At 55.5% G+C, this 24596-nt stretch carries 25 protein-coding genes and 2 tRNA genes; 8 read left to right on the top strand and 19 right to left on the bottom strand.

The annotated features are described in order from the left end of the window. Positions 1–8 precede the first annotated feature (8 nt). Together diaA and dolP are read left to right on the top strand one after the other, a co-directional pair. Positions 9–599: a DnaA initiator-associating protein DiaA gene (gene diaA, locus A6013_RS26705; RefSeq protein WP_003861754.1), complete on the top strand. Its 591-nt coding sequence runs from the start codon at positions 9–11 to the stop codon at positions 597–599. 9 nt (positions 600–608) lie between these two features. After that, on the top strand, positions 609–1184 hold the full coding sequence (dolP, locus tag A6013_RS05020; protein WP_028014534.1) for a division/outer membrane stress-associated lipid-binding lipoprotein: 576 nt from the start codon (positions 609–611) through the stop codon (positions 1182–1184). A gap of 49 nt (positions 1185–1233) precedes the next feature. Here dolP and A6013_RS05015 read toward each other — a convergent pair whose 3' ends face one another. Continuing rightward, entirely contained in the window at positions 1234–2271 is a 1038-nt protein-coding gene (locus A6013_RS05015) for a permease (RefSeq protein WP_028014535.1), read from the bottom strand. Between the two features lie 40 nt (positions 2272–2311). After that, positions 2312–2956, bottom strand: coding sequence for an NAD(P)H-binding protein (locus A6013_RS05010; protein ID WP_032644919.1), 645 nt, complete (start codon positions 2954–2956; stop codon positions 2312–2314). Positions 2957–3084: 128 nt separating this feature from the next. Here A6013_RS05010 and A6013_RS05005 point away from each other — a divergent pair, with 128 nt between their 5' ends. Further along, on the top strand, positions 3085–3603 hold the full coding sequence (locus tag A6013_RS05005) for a type 1 glutamine amidotransferase domain-containing protein (RefSeq protein ID WP_028014537.1): 519 nt from the start codon (positions 3085–3087) through the stop codon (positions 3601–3603). On the opposite strand, the gene A6013_RS05000 is transcribed toward A6013_RS05005, so the two are convergent. Continuing rightward, positions 3583–4017, bottom strand: a complete 435-nt coding sequence (locus tag A6013_RS05000) for a YhbP family protein (RefSeq protein ID WP_063155276.1) — start codon at positions 4015–4017, stop codon at positions 3583–3585. The two genes, A6013_RS05005 and A6013_RS05000, sit on opposite strands and share 21 nt — an antisense overlap. A 14-nt stretch (positions 4018–4031) precedes the next feature. On the opposite strand from A6013_RS05000, the gene A6013_RS04995 reads away from it, so the two are divergent. Beyond that, positions 4032–4361, top strand: a complete 330-nt coding sequence (locus tag A6013_RS04995; RefSeq protein WP_045260079.1) for a GIY-YIG nuclease family protein — start codon at positions 4032–4034, stop codon at positions 4359–4361. Here A6013_RS04995 and A6013_RS04990 read toward each other — a convergent pair. Together A6013_RS04990 and A6013_RS04985 are read right to left on the bottom strand one after the other, a co-directional pair. Continuing rightward, positions 4348–4851, bottom strand: a complete 504-nt coding sequence (locus A6013_RS04990; RefSeq protein ID WP_041907900.1) for a GNAT family N-acetyltransferase — start codon at positions 4849–4851, stop codon at positions 4348–4350. The two genes, A6013_RS04995 and A6013_RS04990, sit on opposite strands and share 14 nt — an antisense overlap. Beyond that, positions 4845–5369 carry an SCP2 domain-containing protein gene (locus A6013_RS04985; RefSeq protein WP_028014541.1) on the bottom strand — a complete coding sequence of 175 codons (525 nt, stop codon included), beginning with the start codon at positions 5367–5369 and terminating at the stop codon, positions 4845–4847. Before A6013_RS04985 ends, A6013_RS04990 begins: the two co-directional genes overlap by 7 nt. 211 nt (positions 5370–5580) lie before the next feature. Here A6013_RS04985 and A6013_RS04980 point away from each other — a divergent pair, with 211 nt between their 5' ends. The 3 genes from A6013_RS04980 to A6013_RS04970 all read left to right on the top strand — a co-directional run bounded on the left by A6013_RS04980 (position 5581) and on the right by A6013_RS04970 (position 8548). Next, a complete protein-coding gene (locus A6013_RS04980) occupies positions 5581–6576 on the top strand; it encodes a peptidase U32 family protein (protein WP_014885366.1) in 996 nt (331 codons plus the stop codon). A 7-nt stretch (positions 6577–6583) separates the two neighbouring features. Next, positions 6584–7462, top strand: coding sequence for a U32 family peptidase (locus tag A6013_RS04975; protein ID WP_041907896.1), 879 nt, complete (start codon positions 6584–6586; stop codon positions 7460–7462). A gap of 78 nt (positions 7463–7540) precedes the next feature. Then, a complete protein-coding gene (locus A6013_RS04970) occupies positions 7541–8548 on the top strand; it encodes an LLM class flavin-dependent oxidoreductase (RefSeq protein ID WP_047367057.1) in 1008 nt (335 codons plus the stop codon). 84 nt (positions 8549–8632) lie between these two features. Here A6013_RS04970 and mtr read toward each other — a convergent pair whose 3' ends face one another. The 12 genes from mtr to A6013_RS04915 form a co-directional block, all read right to left on the bottom strand. Next, positions 8633–9877 (bottom strand): tryptophan permease, encoded by a 1245-nt coding sequence (gene mtr, locus A6013_RS04965; protein WP_069732810.1) that lies wholly within the window; start codon positions 9875–9877, stop codon positions 8633–8635. Positions 9878–10019: 142 nt separating this feature from the next. Beyond that, entirely contained in the window at positions 10020–11915 is a 1896-nt protein-coding gene (locus A6013_RS04960) for a DEAD/DEAH family ATP-dependent RNA helicase (protein ID WP_041907893.1), read from the bottom strand. Next, on the bottom strand, positions 11908–11988 hold the full coding sequence (gene yrbN, locus A6013_RS27860) for a protein YrbN (RefSeq protein ID WP_100122156.1): 81 nt from the start codon (positions 11986–11988) through the stop codon (positions 11908–11910). Before yrbN ends, A6013_RS04960 begins: the two co-directional genes overlap by 8 nt. Positions 11989–12095: 107 nt before the next feature. Further along, positions 12096–12980, bottom strand: coding sequence for a lipoprotein NlpI (nlpI, locus tag A6013_RS04955; protein WP_028014546.1), 885 nt, complete (start codon positions 12978–12980; stop codon positions 12096–12098). Between the two features lie 108 nt (positions 12981–13088). Then, positions 13089–15227, bottom strand: a complete 2139-nt coding sequence (pnp, locus tag A6013_RS04950) for a polyribonucleotide nucleotidyltransferase (RefSeq protein ID WP_069732649.1) — start codon at positions 15225–15227, stop codon at positions 13089–13091. A gap of 242 nt (positions 15228–15469) precedes the next feature. Further along, positions 15470–15739 carry a 30S ribosomal protein S15 gene (gene rpsO / locus A6013_RS04945; RefSeq protein ID WP_003861789.1) on the bottom strand — a complete coding sequence of 90 codons (270 nt, stop codon included), beginning with the start codon at positions 15737–15739 and terminating at the stop codon, positions 15470–15472. Between the two features lie 154 nt (positions 15740–15893). Then, positions 15894–16844 carry a tRNA pseudouridine(55) synthase TruB gene (truB, locus tag A6013_RS04940; RefSeq protein WP_045260076.1) on the bottom strand — a complete coding sequence of 317 codons (951 nt, stop codon included), beginning with the start codon at positions 16842–16844 and terminating at the stop codon, positions 15894–15896. Further along, on the bottom strand, positions 16844–17248 hold the full coding sequence (gene rbfA / locus A6013_RS04935; protein WP_041907887.1) for a 30S ribosome-binding factor RbfA: 405 nt from the start codon (positions 17246–17248) through the stop codon (positions 16844–16846). Before rbfA ends, truB begins: the two co-directional genes overlap by 1 nt. Positions 17249–17349: 101 nt before the next feature. After that, positions 17350–20037 (bottom strand): translation initiation factor IF-2, encoded by a 2688-nt coding sequence (gene infB, locus A6013_RS04930; protein WP_041907885.1) that lies wholly within the window; start codon positions 20035–20037, stop codon positions 17350–17352. 24 nt (positions 20038–20061) lie between these two features. Then, positions 20062–21564 carry a transcription termination factor NusA gene (nusA, locus tag A6013_RS04925; RefSeq protein ID WP_014885374.1) on the bottom strand — a complete coding sequence of 501 codons (1503 nt, stop codon included), beginning with the start codon at positions 21562–21564 and terminating at the stop codon, positions 20062–20064. 28 nt (positions 21565–21592) lie between these two features. Continuing rightward, positions 21593–22045, bottom strand: coding sequence for a ribosome maturation factor RimP (rimP, locus tag A6013_RS04920; RefSeq protein ID WP_014833432.1), 453 nt, complete (start codon positions 22043–22045; stop codon positions 21593–21595). Between the two features lie 207 nt (positions 22046–22252). Continuing rightward, positions 22253–22329 (bottom strand) — tRNA-Met (locus A6013_RS04915). A gap of 287 nt (positions 22330–22616) precedes the next feature. On the opposite strand from A6013_RS04915, the gene argG reads away from it, so the two are divergent. Then, a complete protein-coding gene (gene argG, locus A6013_RS04910) occupies positions 22617–23963 on the top strand; it encodes an argininosuccinate synthase (protein WP_028014551.1) in 1347 nt (448 codons plus the stop codon). Positions 23964–24111: 148 nt separating this feature from the next. On the opposite strand, the gene A6013_RS04905 is transcribed toward argG, so the two are convergent. Both A6013_RS04905 and secG read right to left on the bottom strand, forming a co-directional pair. Then, positions 24112–24198 (bottom strand) — tRNA-Leu (locus A6013_RS04905). Between the two features lie 9 nt (positions 24199–24207). Next, positions 24208–24540: a preprotein translocase subunit SecG gene (gene secG, locus A6013_RS04900; RefSeq protein WP_003861803.1), complete on the bottom strand. Its 333-nt coding sequence runs from the start codon at positions 24538–24540 to the stop codon at positions 24208–24210. Between the last annotated feature and the right edge of the window lie 56 nt (positions 24541–24596).

Raw genomic sequence — 24596 nt, 5'->3', positions numbered from 1 at the left:
GGGATAACGTGCTCGAAAGAATTAAAGTGTGCTTCACAGAAAGCATCCAGACTCAGATTGCCGCGGCGGAAGCCCTTCCGGACGCGATCTCTCGCGCTGCAATGACGCTGGTGCAATCCCTGCTTAACGGCAACAAAATCCTCTGTTGTGGCAACGGAACCTCAGCCGCCAACGCACAGCATTTTGCTGCCAGCATGATTAACCGTTTTGAAACCGAACGCCCGAGTTTACCTGCCATTGCACTTAATACCGATAATGTGGTCTTAACAGCGATTGCTAACGATCGTCTGCATGACGAAATTTACGCAAAGCAGGTGCGCGCCTTGGGGCATGCCGGCGATGTGCTGCTGGCGATCTCCACGCGCGGCAACAGCCGGGACATCGTCAAAGCCGTTGAAGCCGCCGTTACCCGCGACATGACCATCGTCGCCTTAACCGGCTATGACGGCGGTGAGCTGGCGGGTCTGCTCGGGCCGCAGGATGTGGAAATCCGCATTCCGTCTCACCGTAGCGCACGTATCCAGGAGATGCATATGCTCACGGTGAACTGCTTATGCGATTTGATCGATAACACGCTTTTCCCTCACCAGGATGATTAAGGAGTTTTTATGAAGGCTTTATCGACCCTCGCAGTCCTTATGTCTGCATTACTGCTTCAGGGATGTATTGCTGCGGCCGTTGTGGGTACTGCCGCAGTAGGCACCAAAGCGGCGACCGATCCGCGCTCTGTGGGAACGCAGGTGGATGACGGTACGCTGGAGCTGCGGGTCAACAGTGCGCTGTCGAAAGACGAACAAATCAAGAAAGAAGCGCGTATCAACGTGACGGCTTATCAGGGCAAAGTCCTGCTGACGGGTCAGGCACCGAATACCGAACTCTCCAGCCGCGCGAAGCAGATCGCAATGGGCGTTGAGGGCACCACGGAAGTCTTCAATGAAATCCGCCAGGGTCAGCCAATCAGCCTGGGCACCGCGTCGTCTGACACCTGGATCACCACCAAAGTCCGCTCCCAGCTGCTGGGTTCAGACCAGGTGAAATCCTCAAACGTGAAGGTAACGACCGAAAACGGTGAAGTGTTCCTGCTGGGTCTGGTGACCGATCGTGAAGGGAAAGCGGCGGCGGATATCGCCAGCCGGGTGAGCGGCGTGAAGCACGTCACCACCGCGTTTACCTACATTAAGTAATCCACGTCTGACTAAAGGCCCGGTAGGCGCGAGCGCCACCGGGCTTTTTTTACATCAACGCAATACTCCCCACCATCACTCCGCTCAACGCCACCAGCCCCGCCGTCAGCCACAGCGCTTTCGCCGGGAAAGACTTACGCAGCATGATGAGCGACGGCAGGCTGATTGCCGGCAAGGTGATAAGCAGCGCCAGCGCCGGTGCGGTACCCATACCGGCCAGCATCATGGTCTGGACAATCGGAATTTCTGCCGCCGTGGGGATCACAAACAGGCAGCCTGCAACGGCCATCGCAATCACCCACATCAGCGTGTTGTCGATCGCGCCATCCGCATGCGGGAAGAGCCAGACGCGCGCCGCGCCCAGAACCAGTACCGCCAGGATATAGACCGGAATGGTGCTCCAGAAAAGCTGCCACAACGCCTTACCCCAGCGAGTGAAGAAACCGCCCTGCGGTTCGCTGACGTCCAGTTCAACGGCTGCGGGTTCGACGGCAGTATCCTTCACCAGTTTTTGTACCAGCGTCGCCACCACCAGCACCGTCAGCAGCCCGGCAACCAGACGGATAGCGGCAAAATGCCAGCCGAGCACAAAGCCCATAAACACCAGCGTCGCCGGGTTGAGCAGCGGGTTCCCCATCCAGAATGCCAGCGCACCGCCCATGGATACGCGCTGGCGGCGCATACCCGCCGCTACCGGTGCGGCACAGCAGGAGCACATCATGCCCGGCAGAGAGAAAATCGTCCCCAGCAGCGTGCCCTGAAAGCGCGGCTGCCCGAGTGTTTTCACCAGCCAGTTTCGTGGAATAAGTACCTGAATCAGCGATCCCAGGATTACCCCTAAGACGGCAGCTTTCCACACCGCGAGGAAGTAGACCATGGCGTAATCCCATGCCGCCTTCAGCGGGCTGGCATCAGCCTGAGCGAGTATAGATTTACCGATGCTGTGCGTTTCGGCGGCGGTGAAGGCTTTGCCGTAGTACGGCTGCCATTTCACATACCAGAGGCCAATGATGACCACGAGAAAGAAGAGTGCGGGCTTCCACCATTGGACAGGTGTTGCCGCCTGAGATGAAGACTGACCAGTCATACCATTCCCCGGAGAGTGTTATTTAATAAGCCGGAGAAGTTTACGCCTCGCCCTGCGCGATTTCACGCAGTTTTGCCGAAGGGATGATATTGACGCCCTCCTGCGACGGTGCCAGCGCCTCTTTCAGCATCGCCTGCGCGACGTCCCGCGCCTCGATGGACTTCCAGTTACCCGGCAGGATACGAAACAGCGGGGCGAAGAAGGATTCGTTAAAACGCCGTTCGTCGCGGTGGCCCATCAGCATGGAAGGCCGCACGATTGTCAGGCGCTCCCACTTCTGCGCAATCAGCGCCTCTTCCATTTTGCCCTTCACCTGATTGTAAAAAAACGGTGAGCCGGTGCTGGCGCCGTGCGAGCTCACCACCAGGAAATGTTTTGCCCCCAGCTTTTTCGCCGTCAGGGCGGTATCCACCACCAGCGTGTAGTCCGCATGGACGAACGCTTCTTTACTGCCCGCCTCACGCCGCGTCGTGCCCAGGCAGCAAAAGGCGATATCTATAGGATCCTGCACCTGCGCCAGCGCGTCGGTGAGCTGGGGATCGTGCGGGTTATAGACGCCGGTGATATCCAACAGCGGGCGGCGCGTCGGGGCGGCAATATAGTTGATATGCCGGTCCTGGATCAGCAACCGCAGCAGATGTCCACCCACCAGCCCGGTTGCGCCGGTAATCAGTACCTGACTCATCTTATCCCCTTTACAGAATTGTCCGTTTGCGATCTGGACCTGCTCTACCACACTTAAAAGTCTGTTACCGGTAAGTATTTACCACAAACGGGAAAAAAACAGTCTGAAGCGAAAACAACGGAGGAAGCATGGGTAAAAAAATCGCAGTCTTGATTACCGACGAGTTTGAAGATTCAGAATTTACGTCGCCAGCTGAGGCATTCCGCAAGGCAGGACACGAGGTCATCACCATTGAGAAAGAAGCGGGTAAAACCGTGAAGGGCCACAAGGGCGAAGCCAGCGTGACCATCGATGAGTCCATCGATAACGTCAGCCCGTCAGATTTCGACGCCCTGCTGTTACCAGGCGGCCATTCACCGGATTCCCTGCGCGGGGACGAGCGTTTCGTCACCTTTACCCGTGACTTCGTCGGCACCGGCAAGCCGGTCTTTGCCATCTGCCACGGCCCGCAGCTGCTGATCAGCGCTGAAGTGGTCCGCGGGCGTAAGCTTACGGCGGTGAAACCGATCGTTATCGATCTGAAAAACGCAGGGGCCGAGTTTTACGATCAGGAGGTGGTCAACGATAACGACCAGCTGATCACCAGCCGGACCCCGGACGATCTCCCGGCGTTTAACCGCGAAGCGCTACGCCTGCTCGGCGCGTAGCCAGTGAAGCTTCTTGCCAAAGCCCAGGGTGTTGTCGGTAAATTTCAGCTCATCGAGGCGGATTTCCCACACCGGGGCTTTTAGCGCAGCAGCAACCGGGAAGCGGCGCGTGTAGCGTTTACGCTGTGCGTCGCTTTCTTCACCTTCCAGACGACGAATTTCGCCTTTGAACTGCACGCCGCGGATCAGCGCGACGGTTTTGGGCTGGCCGTTGACCGTGCCCGCCACTTTTGCCTGCTGGCCGGTCATCTGGGCATGCCGCGTTTTGTCCTCACTCATGACGTAAAAAGCGACGCGTTCAGGATCGTAGTAGTAAAAGGCGTTGGCGCACCACATTTCGCCCTCGCTATATACGCACCAGGTCACGACGTGCTGCTTTGCCAGCCAGCGGTTAATGGCGGCCAGTGTTTCCATTTTCGTTCTCTCTCATGCTATGGTGCGTTCACCTTAACATACTGAATCTGTTTACCGTGTGCTGGTTTCTCTATCTTGTCCGAACCGCTGATAACGCACTCTACACCGGGATCACCACCGATGTGGCGCGGCGTTTTTTACAACATCAAACGGGGAAAGGGGCAAAAGCGCTGCGGGGGAAAGGCGAACTGCAGCTGGCTTTTTCTGCCGCCGTGGGGGACAGATCGCTGGCACTCAGGCTGGAGTACCGTATTAAGCAGCTAACGAAGCGCCAGAAGGAGCGCCTCGTGACCGGAGACGGCTCCTTTGAGGCGCTACGCGAGAGCCTGATTAAAAGCGATTAAAATGGTCGTGGTAGTCCACCAGACCATTTACGCCGTTCAGGGCATCATCCGCCAGGCGATGCACCTGGAAGGCGGATTCGGTACCTGGCCAGCGGCAGCGAAGATCGTAATGCGCGGCCTGCTCGAAGCCTAAACGGCCATAGAACGCCGGATCGCCCAGCGTGACCACGGCGGCATAACCAAACTCATTCAGCGAGTCCAGCCCTTCATAGACCAGCTGGCGCGCCAGGCCCTGCCCGCGGTAGTTTTCATCTACCGCCAGCGGTGCCATGCCCACCCACTGAAGATCTTCACCCTGAACGATCACCGGGCTGAAGGCAACATAGCCGACAACCTGACCTTCGTCATCGGTGGCAACCAGCCCCAGCGTGATCAGGCCGTCTTCACGGAGATCGTGGACCAGTTGGGCTTCCGCATCGCTCTCAAAAGAGCGGCGTAATAACGCATCGATACCCGGTGCATCAATCCCTATTTCGACTCGAATCAGCATGGCTCACCTACTGAAGTGTGTTTACTGTCCGGCGGGGATTTCAGCCCCGCCTCAACGAAATCTGCCATTTGCATCAACATCACGCGCAGCGCTTTCGGCATCTGCTCCAGCTCAATGGCATCCATTAAATTCTTAACGTACAGGCCAAGCTCCGTGTCGCCCTCAATCACCAGACGGCGCTGGAAGAAGAGTGTGTCCGGGTCCTGCTTACGCGCGGCAATCATCAGCAGGTCGCTGGCGTTGGCGCTAAAGCTCACGTCCGCCTCGGCAGACTCACGAACGATCAGCTGGTCGTTCTCTACGGAGGTAAACCAGCGCAGCCCGATGTCACGCACCTCAATGCTTAACCAGCGCCCTTCCAGAAACTCCAGCTCGCCATCCTGCAGCGCCTGACGGAACTGCCAGCTCAGGACCTGCTCCAGCACCTGGCGTTTAAGCGCGAACGGCGCCAGCCTGACCGGCACGCTCAGCATTGATGGACCGAATTGTACGAGACGTGAACGCAGTTTATCCAGCACGAGCTTTACTCCCTGATAGCTATAGTCCCGCTATTTTGCCACATCCGTTCCAGAACATAGCGGCGTAAATCAACAAACCATCGTCGGACGTACCCCATTATTGGTGCCATCAATACGCCATTAGCTGCCTTAAATCAAAAATTGTCGCGTATGGGTTAATTAAAATCCCAGCTCGTTAACAATTTTGCTATCGACTACATCAGGATAATTTATGGAGCTGCTCTGCCCTGCCGGAAACCTTCCGGCGCTTAAGGCGGCCATCGAGAATGGGGCCGATGCGGTCTATATCGGGCTGAAAGATGACACCAACGCCCGCCATTTTGCTGGCCTTAACTTTACGGAGAAAAAGCTTCAGGAAGCCGTTAACTTCGTTCATCAGCACCGCCGCAAGCTGCATATTGCCATCAACACGTTTGCCCATCCTGACGGTTACGCCCGCTGGCAGCGCGCGGTGGACATGGCAGCACAGCTGGGCGCCGATGCGTTAATCCTGGCCGACCTCGCCATGCTTGAGTATGCGGCAGAACGCTATCCGCATATTGAGCGCCACGTCTCTGTTCAGGCATCTGCCACCAACGAAGAGGCGGTGCGTTTTTACCATCAACACTTTGACGTCGCCCGCGTGGTGCTGCCGCGCGTGCTCTCTATTCATCAGGTTAAGCAACTCGCGCGCGTCACGCCAGTGCCGCTGGAGGTTTTTGCCTTTGGTAGTCTGTGCATCATGGCCGAAGGCCGTTGCTATCTTTCTTCTTACTTAACCGGTGAATCGCCGAATACCGTCGGGGCCTGCTCCCCTGCCCGCTTCGTCCGCTGGCAGCAGACCCCACAGGGGCTGGAGTCGCGTCTGAATGAAGTTCTGATCGACCGCTATCAGGACGGTGAAAACGCGGGTTATCCGACACTGTGCAAAGGCCGCTACCTGGTCGACGGCGAGCGCTACCACGCGCTGGAAGAGCCCACCAGCCTTAACACGCTGGAGCTGCTGCCGGAGCTGCTGGCCGCCAATATTGCCTCGGTGAAAATTGAAGGTCGCCAGCGCAGTCCGGCCTATGTGAGCCAGGTGGCGAAAGTGTGGCGTCAGGCCATCGACCGCTGCATGGCGGACCCGCAGAACTACGCCCCACAGGCGGCGTGGATGGAGACGCTCGGATCGATGTCCGAAGGCACGCAAACCACGCTGGGTGCGTATCACCGTAAATGGCAGTGAGATAACCATGAAATATTCATTAGGGCCGGTGCTCTACTACTGGCCAAAAGAGACGCTGGAAGATTTTTACCAACAGGCCGCCACCAGCAGCGCCGATGTGATTTACCTCGGTGAAGCAGTATGCAGCAAACGCCGCGCAACCAAAGTGGGCGACTGGCTGGAGATGGCGAAAAGCCTGGCCGGGAGCGGCAAGCAGGTGGTGCTGTCAACGCTCGCGCTGGTGCAGGCTTCGTCCGAACTGGGCGAGCTGAAGCGCTACGTCGAAAACGGTGAGTTTCTGCTGGAGGCGAGCGACCTGGGCGTGGTGAACATGTGCGCCGAACGCAGGCTGCCGTTTGTCGCAGGCCATGCGCTGAACTGCTATAACGCCGTCACCCTGCGCCTGCTGCTCAAACAGGGAATGACCCGCTGGTGCATGCCGGTGGAGCTCTCCCGTGACTGGCTGGCAAACCTGCTGAATCAGTGCGACGAGCTGGGCATTCGCCATCAGTTCGAAGTGGAAGTGCTGAGCTACGGTCATCTGCCGCTGGCCTACTCTGCCCGCTGCTTCACCGCGCGATCGGAAGACCGCCCGAAAGATGAATGTGAAACCTGCTGCATCAAGTACCCGAACGGGCGCAGCATGCTGTCGCAGGAGAACCAGCAGGTGTTTGTCCTGAACGGCATTCAGACCATGAGCGGTTACGTCTATAACCTCGGCAACGAGCTGGCGTCGATGGACGGGCTGGTGGACATGGTGCGCCTGTCGCCGCTGGATACCAGCGTTTTCGCGATGCTGGACGCCTTCCGCGCTAACGAAAACGGCGCGTCGCCGCTGCCGCTGGCGGCAAACAGCGACTGCAACGGTTACTGGAAACGTCTGGCCGGGCTGGAACTTCAGGCCTAAAAAAGGCTCACTTTGTTAACAACGGTTATCATTTTTTAATGCAGTATTAAAGATTGACCGTCGACAAAGTGAGCTGTTATGACTGACAAAACCATTCCGTTTTCGGTGCTGGATCTGGCGCCGATCCCACAAGGCTCCTCGGCAAGAGAAGCCTTCACGCACTCTCTCGATCTGGCTCAGCTGGCCGAAAAGCGTGGCTATCACCGCTACTGGCTGGCAGAACATCACAACATGGTCGGCATTGCCAGCGCCGCTACATCGGTGCTGATTGGCTACCTGGCAGCGAATACCACCACTTTGCACCTTGGCTCCGGTGGCGTGATGCTGCCGAACCACGCCCCGCTGGTGATAGCCGAGCAGTTCGGGACGCTTAATACCCTCTATCCGGGCCGTATTGACCTGGGGCTTGGCCGCGCGCCGGGCAGCGACCAGCCGACCATGCGCGCCCTGCGCCGCCATATGAGCGGCGATATCGATAACTTCCCGCGCGACGTGGCGGAACTGGTGGACTGGTTCGACGCGCGCGATCCGAACCCGCACGTGCGCCCGGTGCCGGGCTATGGCGAGAAGATCCCGGTGTGGCTGTTAGGCTCGAGCCTGTATAGCGCGCAGCTCGCCGCACAGCTGGGGCTGCCGTTCGCGTTCGCCTCCCACTTCGCGCCGGATATGCTGCATCAGGCGCTGCACCTCTACCGTACGAACTTCAAACCGTCCGAGCGTCTGGAGAAGCCGTACGCGATGGTGTGTATCAACATCATTGCCGCTGACAGCAATCGCGACGCGGAATTCCTGTTTACCTCTATGCAGCAGGCGTTTGTGAAGCTGCGCCGCGGCGAGACGGGCCAGTTGCCGCCTCCGGTGGAAAATATGCATCAGCTGTGGTCGGCCTCCGAGCAGTATGGCGTGCAGCAGGCGTTGAGCATGTCGCTGGTGGGTGATAAGGCAAAAGTGCGTCACGGGCTGGAAGCAGTGCTGCGTGAAACGCAGGCGGATGAAATTATGGTCAACGGCCAGATTTTCGATCACCAGGCGCGTTTGCATTCGTTTGACCTGGCGATGCAGGTGAAAGAAGAATTGGTGGGGTAGTTTTTTGCCGGATGGCAGCTTCGCCTTATCCGGCCTACGCGGTCCCTGTAGGCCCGGTGAGCGTAGCGCCACCGGGCAATGTGTTTACTGGTACACAGGCAACAGGTTAAAGCTCGACAGCACGTGGACCAGTGCGTTACCCACCCCAAATACCAGGATCAGCGCAATCATCGGTTTACCGCCCCAGACGCGGAATTTCGGGCTACCGAAGCGTTTACGTGATTTACGTGCCAGCAGAGCCGGCACAATCGCCGCCCAGATGGTGGCCGCCAGCCCTGCATAGCCGATGGCATAGAGGAACCCGTTCGGCCACAGCAGACCGCCGACAATCGGCGGCAGGAAGGTCAGCAGCGCCGTCTTGAAACGCCCCATCGCAGAATCGTCAAAGCCAAACAGATCCGCCAGGTAGTCAAACAGGCCCAGCGTCACACCGAGGAATGAACTCGCCACCGCAAAGTTGGAGAAGACCACCAGCAGCAGATCCAGGCTGCGGCTGTTCAGTACGCCGCTCAGCGCCTGCACCAGCACGTCAATGTTACCGCCCTTTTGCGCAATGCCGATAAACTCCGGGCGCGGGATGTTGCCCATTGTCCCCAGCAGCCAAATCACATACAGCCCAAGCGCCAGCAGCGTGCCGTAGACCAGGCACTTCACGATGGTGCGCGGATCCTTGCCGTAGTACTTCATCAGGCTCGGCACGTTGCCGTGGTAGCCGAACGACGCCAGACAGAACGGCAGAGTCATTAGCAGATACGGCGTGTAGGAGGGATTAACTTCCGCAACGTTAAACAGCGTGGCGGGCGTAACGTGCCCCAGCAGGCTGCCGAAGGTCAGGAAGAAAGTGATGACCTTCGCGCCCAGCACAATCGCCGTCATGCGGCTCACCGCTTTGGTGCTCATCCAGACGATAAACGCCACGCCCAGCGCAAAGCAAAGCCCGGCCAGACGCGCCGGAATGTTCAGCGACATCTCCGAAAAGGTGTGATGCAGAATCGAGCCGCTTGCTGAGATGTACGCGTAGGTCAGGATGTAGAGCACAAATGCGATGGAAAGGCCGTTCACCAGGTTCCAGCCTTTGCCCAGCAGATCTTTGGTGATGGTGTCGAAGCTGGAGCCAATGCGGTAGTTCAGGTTTGCTTCAAGGATCATCAGGCCGGAATGCAGCATGCAGAACCAGGTGAACACCAGCGCGGCCAGCGACCAGAAGAACCACGCACCGGACATGACCACGGGCAGGGAAAACATCCCGGCACCTATAATGGTTCCGCCGATGATCACCACGCCGCCAAGCAGCGAAGGTGACGTTTGGGTGGTGGTTAGTGTCGCCATACAGCCTTTTCTCCAGTTAATCATGCGGTTCTGCATTTTAGTGTGATGCACTGTACCAGTACAGGAGTACAAAGGGAATAAAAAAAGCCCCGATAGCGTGTATCGGGGCTGTATATTTTACTTTACGTCAGAAGCGAAAGGCTTACGCGTCACCGAAACGACGACGGCTGGTGCCTTCTTCACGACGTGGGCCACGGCTTTCGCGGCGCTCGCCGGAGAAACGACGACCTTCACCACCGCGACCTTCACTGCGACCGCCTTCACGACGCTCGCCGCCGAAACCGCGACCACCGCCACGACGTTCGCCACCGCGGTCAGGACGTGGCTGTGCATCGCCCAGCAGCTGCATGTTCATCGGCTTGTTCAGGATGCGGGTGCGAGTAAAGTGCTGCAGTACTTCGCCCGGCATGCCTTTTGGCAGTTCGATGGTAGAGTGGGATGCAAACAGCTTGATGTTACCAATGTAACGGCTGCTGATGTCGCCTTCGTTAGCAATCGCGCCAACGATGTGACGAACTTCAACACCATCATCACGGCCCACTTCAATGCGATACAGTTCCATATCGCCTGCGTCACGACGTTCACGACGTGGACGGTCTTCACCACCACGCTCTGGACGGTCGCCGCGTGGACCACGGTCGTTACGGTCGCCACGACGTTCGAAACGATCGTCACGGTCACGGAACTCACGCTTAGGACGCATCGGTGCATCTGGTGGCACGATCAGGCTACGTTCGCCCTGAGCCATTTTCAGCAGTGCTGCAGCCAGAGTTTCCATGTCCAGCTCTTCGCCTTCAGCGACAGGCTGGATCTGCGACAGCAGTGCGCGGTACTGATCCAGATCGCTGCTTTCCAGTTGCTGCTGTACTTTCGCGGCGAATTTTTCCAGACGGCGTTTGCCCAGCAGATCTGCGTTTGGCAGGTCGGCTTCTGGAATGGTCAGCTTCATGGTGCGTTCAATGTTGCGCAGCAGACGACGCTCGCGGTTCTCAACGAACAGCAGCGCACGGCCAGCACGACCCGCACGACCGGTACGACCGATACGGTGAACGTAAGACTCGGAGTCCATCGGGATGTCGTAGTTGACAACCAGGCTGATACGCTCAACGTCCAGACCACGTGCTGCCACGTCGGTTGCAATCAGGATATCCAGACGACCGTCTTTCAGACGCTCCAGCGTCTGCTCACGCAGGGCCTGGTTCATGTCGCCGTTCAGCGCGGCGCTGTTGTAGCCGTTACGCTCCAGCGCTTCAGCCACTTCCAGGGTCGCATTTTTGGTACGCACGAAGATAATCGCCGCATCAAAATCTTCCGCTTCCAGGAAACGGACCAGCGCTTCGTTTTTGCGCATGCCGTACACGGACCAGTAGCTCTGGCTGATGTCCGGGCGAGTGGTCACGCTGGACTGAATACGCACTTCCTGCGGCTCTTTCATGAAGCGGCGGGTAATGCGACGGATCGCTTCTGGCATGGTTGCAGAGAACAGAGCGGTCTGGTGACCTTCCGGGATCTGCGCCATGATGGTTTCTACGTCTTCGATGAAGCCCATACGCAGCATTTCATCTGCTTCATCCAGTACCAGGCCGCTCAGTTTAGAGAGGTCCAGAGTACCGCGCTTCAGGTGATCCAGCAGACGGCCCGGCGTACCGACGACAATCTGTGGGCCCTGGCGCAGGGCGCGTAACTGCACGTCATAACGCTGGCCGCCGTACAGGGCTACCACGTTTACGCCGCGCATATGTTTAGAGAATTCCGTCATTGCTTCAGCAACCTGAACAGCCAGTTCACGAGTTGGAGCCAGGACGAGGATCTGCGGTGCACGCAGGTCCGGATCGATGTTGTTCAGCAGCGGCAGCGAGAACGCTGCAGTTTTACCGCTACCAGTCTGGGCCATGCCCAGCACGTCACGACCAGAAAGCAGATGCGGGATACATTCTGCCTGGATCGGAGATGGTTTTTCGTAACCCAGATCGTTAAGGGCTTCAAGGATAGGAGCCTTCAGGCCCAGATCTGCAAAAGTGGTTTCGAATTCAGCCATGTAGTACGAGTGCCTCAATGTCAATGGCGGCCAGTCTACTTAGCTCATCGTGAAAATGATTAGCAATTTTCATTGAAAAGTGTGAACCGGCTCAAAGTAGGTGTATTGACGAACAACAACGCCCTCACCAGTGAAGGTGATGGCAATCAAAAGATTACGGGCTGATGTTTATGTCGTCAGCTATTGCTGGTCCGATTCTGCCAGGTCGTCTTGCTCCTGGCCCAAGAGCGATAATTCCAACAATGCATAACGGTGCTCAACGAAGTTATGTACGTTGTTAGCAACCGCTAATTTGAACAGTGCCGTAGCGCTGTCCATATCCCCCAGACTTAGGTAGTACTTACCTAAATAGAAGTTGGTTTCACTGAGATGCTCAGCGAGCGAGGTGTTATCCGTTGCGTCCGCCTTGAGGCGTTCCATCAGCGTTGCTTCGCTAATGTTGCCCAGGTAGAACTCGACAATGTTCCATCCCCACTGTTCCTTATCCGATTTCTCGAAGCGCTGTTGTAGTGCTTCTTTTGCCTGCTTCTCATCGAGCTTCCGCTCAACGATGTAAAGCCACAGGCTACGGAAAGGATCATTAGGATCGTCTTGATAAAACGCCAGCAGATCATCTTGCGCTAACTTATCACGACCGCCGTAATACAATGCGATACCGCGATTCAAGTGCGCGTAGTTGTAAGTTGGATCAAGCTCAAGTACAGAATCAAACGCTTCATAGGCAGCATCAAAATTGCCTGCCTGCGTTAAATAAATGCCTAAGTAATTGAATACTTCAGGCATATCAGGTCGGATAGCCAGCGCTTGTGAAAAATCATTTCGCGCTAATGCCCTCAGACCGAGACTATCATACAACACTCCGCGCTCATATAAAAGCTGTGCGCGTTCGTCATCGGTTAAAGCCCGACTGGCAAGTATTTGTTCCATGCGTGCCAGAATCACTTCCTGCTGCAAAGTCGGTTGCAATGGCACTGCGAGGACTTCGCTCTTACGCCAGGCAGAGTTGCTGCATCCTGCCAGCGTTAAAGCTGTCGCAACGAAACACCAGCGCAAAAAAGGCTTCATTTCCCACTCCCGAAGACAACTATTGGATGAACGTCCTGTCCCCCGGCGGCTTAACAAGGCGTCCTGCCTGATAACAGGCCCTCCGCAAAGCGGAGGGCAAATGGCAACTTACTCGCCTTGCTGTTCAGCAGCCGGAGCTTCCGGTGCCGCAGCAGGTTGAGACTGCTCGGTTGCTTCTTTAATGCTCAGACGGATACGGCCCTGACGGTCAACTTCCAGAACCTTAACCGGCACTTCCTGACCCATCTGCAGGTAATCGGTCACTTTCTCAACGCGCTTGTCAGCGATCTGAGAGATGTGAACCAGACCTTCTTTACCGCCACCGATGGCAACGAACGCACCAAAGTCAACGATACGGGTCACTTTACCCGCGTAGACGCGGCCCACTTCGATTTCAGCAGTGATTTCTTCGATGCGACGGATCGCGAATTTCGCTTTCTCGCCGTCGGTTGCTGCGATCTTCACAGTACCGTCATCTTCGATTTCGATGGTGGTGCCGGTCTCTTCGGTCAGCGCGCGGATAACAGAACCGCCCTTACCGATAACATCTTTGATCTTGTCTGGATTGATCTTGATGGTGTGAATACGCGGAGCGAATTCAGAGATATCACCGCGTGGCGCGTTGATAGCCTGTTCCATCACGCCCAGGATGTGCAGACGCGCACCTTTAGCCTGGTTCAGAGCAACCTGCATGATCTCCTTGTTGATACCTTCAATTTTGATATCCATCTGCAGGGCAGAGATACCGTCGCGGGAACCCGCTACTTTGAAGTCCATATCGCCCAGGTGGTCTTCGTCACCCAGAATGTCAGACAGAACAACGAAGTTGTCGCCTTCTTTCACCAGACCCATTGCGATACCCGCAACGGCGGCTTTGATCGGCACGCCCGCATCCATCAGCGCCAGAGAGGCACCACATACGGAAGCCATGGAAGAAGAACCGTTGGATTCGGTGATTTCAGAAACCACGCGAACGGTGTACGGGAATTTGTCAGCTTCCGGCATCACTGCCAGCACGCCGCGCTTCGCCAGACGACCGTGACCAATTTCACGACGCTTCGGTGAGCCAACCATACCGGTTTCGCCCACAGAGTACGGAGGGAAGTTGTAGTGGAACAGGAAGTTGTCAGTACGCTCGCCCATCAGTTCGTCGATGATCTGCGCGTCACGTGCGGTACCCAGGGTTGCGGTAACCAGCGCCTGCGTTTCACCACGGGTGAACAGCGCAGAACCGTGAGTACGCGGCAGTACGCCAGTGCGTACGTCCAGACCACGAATCATGTCTTTTTCACGGCCATCGATACGCGGCTCGCCTGCCAGTACGCGGCTACGAACAACGTTTTTCTCGATAGCGTGCAGAATTTCGCCAATTTCGTTAGCGTCCAGCGTTTCGTCTTCGGCAACCAGGGTCGCGGTTACTTCAGATTTGATCGCGTCAACCTGAGCGTAACGCTCCTGTTTGTCGGTGATGCGGTAAGCGTCGCTCAGACGAGATTCTGCCAGTGCCGCAACGCGTGCGTTCAGCGCATCGTTTGCTGCTTCTGGCTGCCAGTCCCAACGTGGCTTACCGGCTTCTTTCACCAGGTCGTTGATGTTCTGGATAACAATCTGCTGCTGCTCATGACCGAACACCACAGCGCCCAGCATCTGGTCTTCGCTCAGCAGTTCAGCTTCGGATTCAACCATCAGCACAGCCGCTTCAGTACCGGCAACAACCAGGTCCAGCTTACTTTCTTTCAGCTCTTCCTGAGTTGGGTTCAGCACGTACTGGTCATTGATGTAACCGACGCGCGCGGCACCGATTGGGCCATTGAATGGAATACCAGACAGTGACAGGGCAGCGGAGGCACCGATCATCGCAACGATGTCCGGGTTAACCTGTGGGTTAACGGAAACAACGGTCGCAATAACCTGCACTTCGTTAACGAAGCCTTCCGGGAACAGCGGACGAACCGGGCGGTCAATCAGACGCGCGATCAGGGTTTCGCCTTCGCTTGGACGGCCTTCACGACGGAAGAAGCCACCCGGGATTTTACCGGCAGCGTAGGTACGCTCCTGGTAGTTAACGGTCAGCGGGAAGAAGTCCTGACCTGGTTTAGCTTTTTTCTGGCCCACAACGGTCACGAATACCGCGGTGTCATCCATGCTTACCATAACGGCAGCAGTCGCCTGGCGTGCCATCATGCCGGTTTCCAGCGTGACGGTATGTTGACCATACTGGAATTTACGAACGATCGGATTCAGCAAAATTCTATCCTTTCTTAAATGTATGACAGCACACCGCCGGCGTGCTGTCGATTTAACCCGACCTTCTTCGCATCCTCGCGACTAATGACAACCGACACCCCCATGGGTGAAGCCTCTCATTAGCCGCGCGAACCTCTGCAATGAAGATCATTTATAGCAACAATACAATAGTTTCCATTGAATTGCTGCCGTCTGGTTGAAAAAAGGGGCCATCAGGCCCCCTTTTCTGAAACTCGCAAGACTTAGCGACGCAGACCCAGACGCTCGATCAGCGCGGTGTAGCGTGCAACATCTTTACGCTTCAGGTAGTCGAGCAGTTTACGACGCTGAGAAACCATGCGCAGCAGACCACGACGGCTGTGGTGATCTTTTTTGTGCTCTGCAAAGTGACCCTGCAGGTGGTTAATCTGTGCAGTCAGCAGTGCAACCTGAACTTCGGTAGAACCGCTGTCGTTAGTACCACGACCAAACTCAGAAACGATTTTAGCTTTAGCTTCAACGCTTAGAGACATTTTCAAACTCCAAAGTATAAAAAATGTAAGGGTGCCGATCTCTAATTCAGCGACCCCATGTACGCCCCGCAGATTGTTAAACAATTTACCGGGCGTTAAGCGGCGATATTCTACTCGTCTCCCCTGCTTATCGCAAGGTGAGGCGTAATCACCGTCACGCGTCGACCGGATATTCGACGACCAGACGACGCGGCGCAACGCGCCCTTCACCGTCCATTTCGCCCATACCGATGAATTTCCCTTCGTCACCTTCCGTCACGCGTACCAGTCCATCCAGCGGCGCATCCGCCGTACGAACCGGGTTTCCGTTCTTAAAGTAAACGGACGATGTTAAAGGAAGATTAACGATCGGGAAGTCCGCTGCCGGACTGTCCATTGGCATCAGCAGTGGATCCAGCAAATCTGCTGGTTCCACTCCCTGCGCTTGTGCCTGCTCAGCCAGCGCGCGCAGCTGCTCAAGCGTCACCATGCGTTCCACCGGATATTTACTGACCGCCAGACGACGCAGATAAATCACATGCGCACCGCAGCCCAGCTTTTCACCCAGGTCGTCGATGATGGTGCGAATATAGGTCCCTTTCGAACAGTGGACTTCCAGCTCCAGCTCGTCACCTTCGTGGCGAATGAACAGCAGCTCATACACGGTTATCGGACGCGCTTCGCGCGGGACGTCAATTCCCTGGCGCGCATATTCGTAGAGCTTCTTGCCCTGATATTTCAGCGCCGAATACATCGACGGCACCTGCATCGTGTCTCCGCGGAAGCTCTCCAGGGCCGCATCAAGCTGTTCGGCGCTGAAGGTCACCGGGCGCTCTTCCACCACCTGACCATCCGCGTCGGAAGTATCCGTACGCTGGCCCAGTTTAGCGATAACGCGGTAGCGTTTATCGGAATCGAGCAGGTACTGGGAAAACTTTGTTGCTTCACCCAGGCAAATCGGCAGCATGCCGGTCGCCAGCGGATCCAGCGCGCCGGTGTGGCCCGCACGGTTAGCGTTATAAATACGCTTCACTTTTTGCAGCACGTCGTTACTGGATGCACCTTGCGGTTTATCCAACAGCAGCACGCCATGCACGTCGCGACCGCGACGACGAGGACGACTCATCAGTCCTCCTTGCTGTCGTCCGTCGGGTTAACACGACGTTCGTCGTCATGTTTCACCACGCTGGTCACCAGGTTGGACATGCGCATACCTTCGACCAGCGAGTTGTCGTAGAAGAAGGTCAGCTCGGGAACAATACGCAGGCGCATCGCTTTGCCGAGCAGAGAGCGGATGAAACCAGAGGCTTCCTGCAGTGCTTTAATGCCGTTTTTAACCGCCGCTTCGTCCTGATCGTTCAGGAAGGTCACGAACACTTTGGCATAGGCCAGGTCACGAGACATTTCCACGCCAGAGACGGTGGTCATCATACCGATACGCGGGTCTTTGATTTCGCGTTGCAGGATAAGCGCAATCTCTTTCTGCATCTCCTGCGCCACGCGCTGTGGGCGACCAAATTCTTTCGCCATAATAAATTCTCCAGACAAAAAAGGGGCTAAAAGCCCCTTTTAAAATTATTGCCGGGTGGCACGAGGCGATCCCGGCCTACATATGGACTTATCCCTAAGGATTAGTCGATGCTGCGTTGGATCTCGATGATTTCGAACACTTCGATCATATCGCCAACGCGAACGTCGTTGTAGTTCTTAACGCCGATACCACATTCCATGCCGTTACGGACTTCGTTAACGTCATCTTTGAAGCGGCGCAGGGATTCCAGCTCGCCTTCGTAGATAACCACGTTGTCACGCAGTACGCGGATTGGGTTGTGACGCTTGATGGTACCTTCGGTAACCATACAGCCCGCGATCGCACCGAATTTCGGTGATTTGAACACGTCACGCACTTCAGCCAGACCGATGATCTGCTGTTTCAGCTCAGGAGACAGCATACCGCTCATCGCGGCTTTCACTTCGTCGATCAGGTTATAGATGACGGAGTAGTAGCGCAGATCCAGGCTTTCCGCTTCGATCACGCGGCGAGCAGATGCATCAGCACGCACGTTGAAGCCAACCAGGATAGCGTTGGATGCCGCAGCCAGGGTTGCGTCGGTTTCGGTGATACCACCTACGCCAGAACCGATGATCTTCACTTTCACTTCGTCGGTAGACAGTTTCAGCAAGGAGTCGGAGATCGCTTCCACAGAACCCTGAACGTCTGCTTTCAGAACGACGTTCACTTCGTGAACTTCGCCTTCAGCCATGTTCGCAAACATGTTCTCAAGTTTAGATTTCTGCTGACGCGCCAGCTTAACTTCACGGAATTTGCCCTGACGATACAGTGCCACTTCACGCGCTTTCTTCTCGTCACGCACAACGGTCACTTCATCACCGGCAGCCGGAACACCGGACAGCCCCAGGATTTCCACTGGAATGGACGGACCTGCTTCCAGCACTTCCTGACCCAGTTCGTTACGCATCGCACGAACACGACCGTATTCGAAGCCACACAGAACGATGTCGCCCTTGTTCAGCGTACCTTCGCGAACCAGAACCGTTGCAACCGGACCACGACCTTTATCCAGGAAGGATTCGATTACCGCACCGCTCGCCATACCTTTACGAACGGCTTTCAGCTCCAGAACTTCGGCCTGAAGCAGGATAGCGTTCAGCAGGTCGTCGATACCAGTACCCGCTTTTGCAGATACAGGGATGAACTGCGCTTCGCCGCCCCACTCTTCCGGCATAACACCGTACTGAGACAGTTCGTTCTTCACGCGGTCCAGATCGGCTTCTGGCTTATCGATTTTGTTGACCGCAACAACCAGAGGCACCTGCGCCGCTTTCGCGTGCTGGATAGCTTCAATGGTCTGTGGCATAACGCCATCATCTGCTGCAACAACCAGTACAACGATATCCGTAGCCTGAGCACCACGAGCACGCATTGAGGTGAACGCTGCGTGGCCTGGGGTATCCAGGAAGGTGATCATGCCGTTTTCGGTTTCTACGTGGTAAGCACCGATGTGCTGGGTAATGCCACCCGCTTCGCCGGAGGCAACTTTCGTAGAACGAATGTAGTCGAGCAGAGAGGTTTTACCGTGGTCAACGTGACCCATGATGGTCACAACCGGTGCACGCGGTTCAGCCGCAGCGCCAGTGTCACGGTCGCTCATTACTGCTTCTTCCAGCTCGTTTTCACGACGCAGGATAACTTTGTGGCCCATCTCTTCGGCAACCAGCTGTGCGGTTTCCTGGTCGATAACCTGGTTGATGGTCGCCATTGCGCCCAGCTTCATCATCGCTTTGATGACCTGAGAGCCTTTAACCGCCATCTTGTTTGCCAGATCGCCAACGGTGATGGTTTCGCCAATCACGACGTCACGGTTAACCGCCTGAGCTGGCTTCTGGAAGCCCTGCTGCAGAGAAGAACCTTTACGCTTGCCGCCTTTACCACCGCGAACCGCTGCACGAGCTTCTTCGCGGTCAGCTTTAGATTCAGCGTGTTTGTTACCTTTCTTAGCCGGACGCGCGGCTTTTGCATTACGACCACGGCCACGGCCGCCTTCTACTTCACGGTCGTTATCATCTTCAGCCTGACGCGCATGCTGAGAAGTGGTCACGTGATAGTCGCTGGTGTCTTCAGTCGGTTCAGCGGTATTCACGCCATTCTTCTCGTTTTCTTCTGCCATACGGCGCGCTTCTTCAGCGACGCGGCGAGCTTCTTCTTCCAGCTTACGGCGGGCTTCTTCTTCCGCTTTACGCTTCAGCTCGGCAGCTTCATTTTCACGGCGGGCTTTTTCAGCCTGGGCGGTTTTGGTCATTTCGTCTGTCTGTTGATTGCTCACTTTGTCTTTTTCCGCAGCGTCACGCTTCACTTTATCACTGGCGTCGCGTTTCGCTTTTTCTGCGGCCTCACGTTCAGCTTTTAATTCTGCTTCACGTTTGGCGGCTGCTTCCGCCTCACGCTGAGCTTGTTCTTCCGCTTCACGCTGTGCCTGCTCTTCCGCGGCAAGGCGTTCTGCCTCTTGCGGATCACGTTTTACAAAGGTGCGCGTCTTGCGGACTTCAATTTGTACCGATTTGCTTTTGCCACCGGTACCAGGAATGTTTAACGTGCTGCGCGTTTTGCGCTGCAGCGTTAACTTGTCAGGCGTAGAACCGTGTTCGCGGTTCAGGTGCGTTAACAAGGTTTGTTTTTCTTGCGCGGTCACCGAGTCATCAGCGGACTTCGGGATCCCTGCATCAGCAAATTGCTGTACCAGGCGGTCCACGGAGGTCTGAATCTCAGCAGCCAGCGATTTTACAGTTACATCAGTCATGCTGTTCCTTCCTGCTACAGTTTATTACGCTTCGTCGCCGAACCAGCAAATATTACGTGCGGCCATGATGAGTTCGCCGGCTTTCTCGTCGGTTAAACCTTCGATATCGGCCAGGTCATCAACGCCTTGCTCAGCGAGATCTTCCAGCGTACAAACACCACGGGCAGCCAGCTTGAACGCAATCGCACGATCAAGACCTTCCAGATTCAGCAGGTCATCAGCCGGCTTCTTATCGCCAAGGCTTTCTTCCTGAGCCAGTGCCAGGGTGGTCAGTGCGTTTTTAGCGCGTTCACGCAGGGCTTCAACGGTTGGCTCATCCAGACCGTCAATTTCCAGCAGCTCTTTCATTGGCACATAGGCCAGTTCTTCCAGCGTAGAGAAACCTTCTTCTACCAGAACAGTGGCGAAGTCTTCGTCAATGTCGAGGTATTTGGTGAAGGTATCGATCGCCGCATGGGCTTCAGCCTGATGCTTAGCCTGCAGGTCATCAACGGTCATGACGTTGAGTTCCCAGCCGCTCAGCTGTGACGCCAGGCGTACGTTCTGACCGTTACGGCCAATCGCCTGCGCCAGGTTGCCCGCTTCAACAGCGATATCCATGGTGTGTTTGTCTTCGTCAACAACGATAGACGCGACATCAGCCGGAGCCATTGCGTTGATCACGAACTGCGCCGGGTTGTCGTCCCACAGAACGATATCAATACGCTCGCCGCCCAGTTCGGTAGAAACCGCCTGAACGCGCGCGCCGCGCATACCGACGCAAGCACCGACCGGATCGATACGCTTGTCGTTGGTTTTCACCGCAATTTTCGCACGAGAGCCTGGATCGCGAGCTGCTGCTTTGATCTCAATAACTTCTTCGCCGATTTCCGGCACTTCGATGCGGAACAGTTCAACCAGCATTTCTGGTTTAGAACGGGTCACGAACAGCTGTGCACCACGCGCTTCAGGGCGCACGGCGTACAGAACACCACGAATACGGTCGCCCGGGCGGAAGTTTTCACGCGGCAGCATGTCTTCACGCAGGATCACGGCTTCAGCGTTGCCCGGCATCCCTTCGGATTTAATTTCCAGAGAGATGTTGTCACGGTTCACTTTCTTCACCACGCCGGTGATGATTTCGCCTTCCTGATCGCGGAACTGATCGACAACCAGCGCGCGCTCGGCTTCGCGCACTTTCTGCACGATAACCTGCTTAGCGGTCTGGGTGGTGATACGGTCGAAGGTCACAGATTCAATCTGATCTTCAACGTAGTCACCCACGTTCAGACTTTCGTCTTCAAAACGTGCCGCTTCCAGGGTGATCTCTTTGGTCGGCTGGGTCACTTCTTCAACGATTACCCAACGACGGAATGTATCGAAGTCACCGCTTTTACGATCGATTTCTACGCGAACATCGATCTCTTGTTCGTATTTTTTCTTGGTTGCTGTAGCCAGTGCACTTTCCAGCGCTTCGAAAATTTTCTCACGCGGCAGTGATTTCTCGTTGGAGACGGCTTCAACAACAGCCAAAATTTCTTTGTTCATCGCGGGCTTTTCACCTCAATCCAGACTGTTAAAAGTGGGGAACCAGGTTCGCCTTCTGGATATTACTCAGCGCGAACACTTCATCTTTGCCTTCGACTGTTACCGTGATCATTTCACCATCAACGGCTTTGATAATTCCCTGCCATTTACGGCGGTTCTGTACGGCCATACGCAGAACGAGAGCCACTTCTTCACCGGTAAAGCGCACATAGTGCTCGGCCGTGAACATCGGGCGATCCAGGCCAGGTGAGGAAACTTCCAGGTTGTACGCAACGGTAATCGGGTCTTCAACATCAAGAACCGCACTCACCTGGTGGCTGACATCAGCACAATCATCAACATTGATGCCATCTTCACTATCAATATAGATGCGCAGCGTCGATGTACGGCCGCGAACGAATTCGATGCCGACCAGTTCGTAGCCCAGTGCTTCGACCGGTGCAGTAATCATCTCTGTTAATTTTTGCTCTAATGTGGACAAGCCCACCCCCAAGACATAAAAAAAGGGCGTAAAGCCCAGTTATTCTGTAGTCAGATAACAAAAAACCCCGATAAATCGGGGCTTTAGATAACTGAACCCTATAGCCACAACTGTGGCCTGGAGCACTCTCCGAAAGAATTTTTTCAAATCCAGCTACGAAGGCTCTAAGTCTTCACAGTATATTTGAAAAAGAACTTTATGGGAAAGTGGTTGCGGGGGCCGGATTTGAACCGACGACCTTCGGGTTATGAGCCCGACGAGCTACCAGGCTGCTCCACCCCGCGCCTGAAACGTGGCAAATTCTACGCGTTTTGGACAGAATTTGCAAATAATGCTGGGATTTGGTACCGAAGACGGGACGTAAAATCGGCGTTTAGTATATTGATAGTTGACCCCACCTGTCAACCCAGCTTCCGCCAGAGAGAACAGACCAAATTTTTTACAAAAAACGCATGAGTCTCTTCCGGTATTCGATAAAAGATGATTAAATGAATACTCACTTATTTTGCATAAAAATGCACAAGAGAACGAAAGCGGTCTCTAATCAGTCAATCAAGCAGGGTTTTATTCTATGACGACGATTCTCAAGCATCTTCCGGTAGGACAACGTATTGGCATCGCTTTCTCAGGCGGCCTGGATACCAGCGCTGCACTGCTGTGGATGCGCCAGAAGGGAGCGGTTCCGTATGCATATACTGCGAACCTGGGTCAGCCGGATGAGGACGATTACGATGCTATTCCTCGTCGCGCTAAAGAGTATGGCGCAGAAAACGCGCGACTGATTGACTGCCGTAAGCAACTGGTTGCTGAAGGTATCGCCGCTATTCAGTGCGGTGCGTTCCATAACACCACGGGCGGCCTGACCTATTTCAACACCACTCCGCTGGGCCGTGCGGTGACCGGCACCATGCTGGTTGCCGCCATGAAAGAAGACGGCGTTAACATCTGGGGTGACGGTAGCACCTATAAAGGAAACGATATCGAACGTTTCTATCGTTATGGCCTGCTGACCAACGCGGAGCTGCAGATCTACAAGCCGTGGCTGGACACCGACTTCATCGACGAGCTGGGTGGTCGTCATGAGATGTCTGAGTTTATGATTGCCTGCGGCTTTGACTACAAAATGTCCGTTGAGAAAGCCTACTCTACCGACTCCAACATGCTGGGCGCGACGCACGAAGCGAAGGACCTGGAGTTCCTGAACTCCAGCGTGAAGATCGTTAACCCGATCATGGGCGTGAAGTTCTGGGACGAGAGCGTGAAGATCCCGGCAGAAGAAGTGACCGTGCGTTTCGAACGTGGTCATCCGGTTGCCCTGAACGGTAAGACCTTCTCTGACGACGTTGAACTGATGCTGGAAGCAAACCGCATCGGCGGTCGTCACGGTCTGGGCATGAGCGATCAGATTGAAAACCGTATCATCGAAGCAAAAAGCCGCGGCATCTATGAAGCTCCGGGGATGGCGCTGCTGCACATCGCTTACGAGCGTCTGCTGACCGGTATTCACAATGAAGACACCATCGAGCAGTATCATTCTCATGGTCGTCAACTGGGCAAACTGCTGTATCAGGGTCGCTGGTTCGATCCGCAGGCGCTGATGCTGCGTGATGCGCTGCAGCGTTGGGTAGCGAGCGCGATCACCGGTGAAGTGACGCTGGAACTGCGTCGTGGTAACGACTACTCCATTCTTAACACCGTGTCGGATAACCTGACCTATAAAGCCGAGCGTCTGACCATGGAAAAAGGTGAGTCTGTGTTTTCTCCGGACGACCGTATTGGTCAGTTGACCATGCGTAACCTGGACATCACCGATACCCGTGAGAAGCTCTTCAACTACGTTGAGAATGGTCTGCTCTCCGCGAATTCCGGTAACGGCCTGCCGCAGGTTGAAAACCTGGAGAATAGCGATAAGAAGTAATCGCTGATGTAACATGCAAAAGGCGCCCAATGGGCGCCTTTTTGTTTGGCTTTTGTAGGGCGGGTAAGCGCAGCGCCACCGGGCCTACGAAAGGCAAAAGCTACAGACGAAAAAAAAGACGCCTTTCGACGTCTTTCTTCTGGAATATTGGTACCGAGGATGGGACTCGAACCCACAAGCCCGTTAGGGCACTACCACCTCAAGGTAGCGTGTCTACCAATTCCACCACCTCGGTACGGAATACTTACTGCGGGATATCGCTGGTTGGCTTAGCCGGTGCAGCTGGCTGAGTCTGCTCAGTTTTTGCTGGCGCGCTCAGGTTTTCCCACTCGCTTCCTTTGCTGGTCTTGTTGCTGTTGATATTGCCCAGCACCAGACTGATGATGAAGAACAGCGTAGCCAGAATCGCCGTCGTGCGGGTCATGAAGTTCGCAGAACCACTTGAACCGAACAGCGTACCGGAAGCGCCTGCTCCGAAGGAGGCTCCCATATCAGCGCCTTTACCTTGCTGCAGCATAATCAGCGCTACGAGAGCGATGGCTACAATAAGGAAAATAACTAAAAGAGCTTCGTACATAATCAACCTGTTCCTTGCGGATTTGCCGCATACCAATGCTTCGACCAATTAGCAGG

It is taken from the genome of Enterobacter sp. IF2SW-B1, from assembly GCF_001743375.1.
GTDB lineage: Bacteria > Pseudomonadota > Gammaproteobacteria > Enterobacterales > Enterobacteriaceae > Enterobacter > Enterobacter bugandensis.
The sequence above is the reverse complement of the archived record's forward strand: the minus strand, read 5'-3'. Positions and strand labels throughout refer to the sequence as shown.